Here is a 503-nt window from a genome sequence, read left to right on the forward strand (position 1 = left end):
GCACGCTGCGCCGCATGGCGCCCAAGGTGGCGCAGCTGAATGGCCAGTCGATGAGCGAGTGGGCCGAGATGGGCCTGCTGCTGGAGCTCGACGGCGTGGCCCAGCGGCGCCAGTGGAGCCGCGTGCTGTTCCCGCAGGTGATGGCGCAGCTGACGGTGCGCGAGCATGTGGTGGCTGCGCCGCTGGGCATCCATCGCATCAACAACCTCTATCTGAACAAATCGCTGTTCCGCCAGCACAGGATCGAGCTGCCGAGTGACTGGGACGGGCTGGAGCGCGCCGCTGCCCGGCTGCGTGCCGCCGGCGTGAGCCCGGTGGCCTTCAGCGACGAGCCCTGGCAGGTGGCCACCGTGTTCGAGGCCTTGCTGCTCAGCGAGGCCGGGCCGGCGCTGTACCGGCGCATGCTGGTGCAGCGCGATCCGGCGGCTTTTGGCGACCCGGCGCTGGAGCGGGCGTTCAAGCGCCTGCGCGCCTGGCGCAGTCTGGCTGGCCCGGCGCCGGCC

At 71.8% G+C, this 503-nt stretch carries 1 protein-coding gene; it reads left to right on the top strand.

Going from position 1 to position 503, the window contains the following annotated elements; translation table 11 throughout:
* Positions 1-503 (top strand): extracellular solute-binding protein (locus PO768_RS29060; RefSeq protein WP_272648831.1); only part of this gene is annotated, 503 nt, incomplete at both ends.

The sequence above is a fragment of the Paucibacter sp. XJ19-41 genome, assembly GCF_028462495.1.
Classification (GTDB): Bacteria; Pseudomonadota; Gammaproteobacteria; order Burkholderiales; family Burkholderiaceae_C; genus Roseateles_E.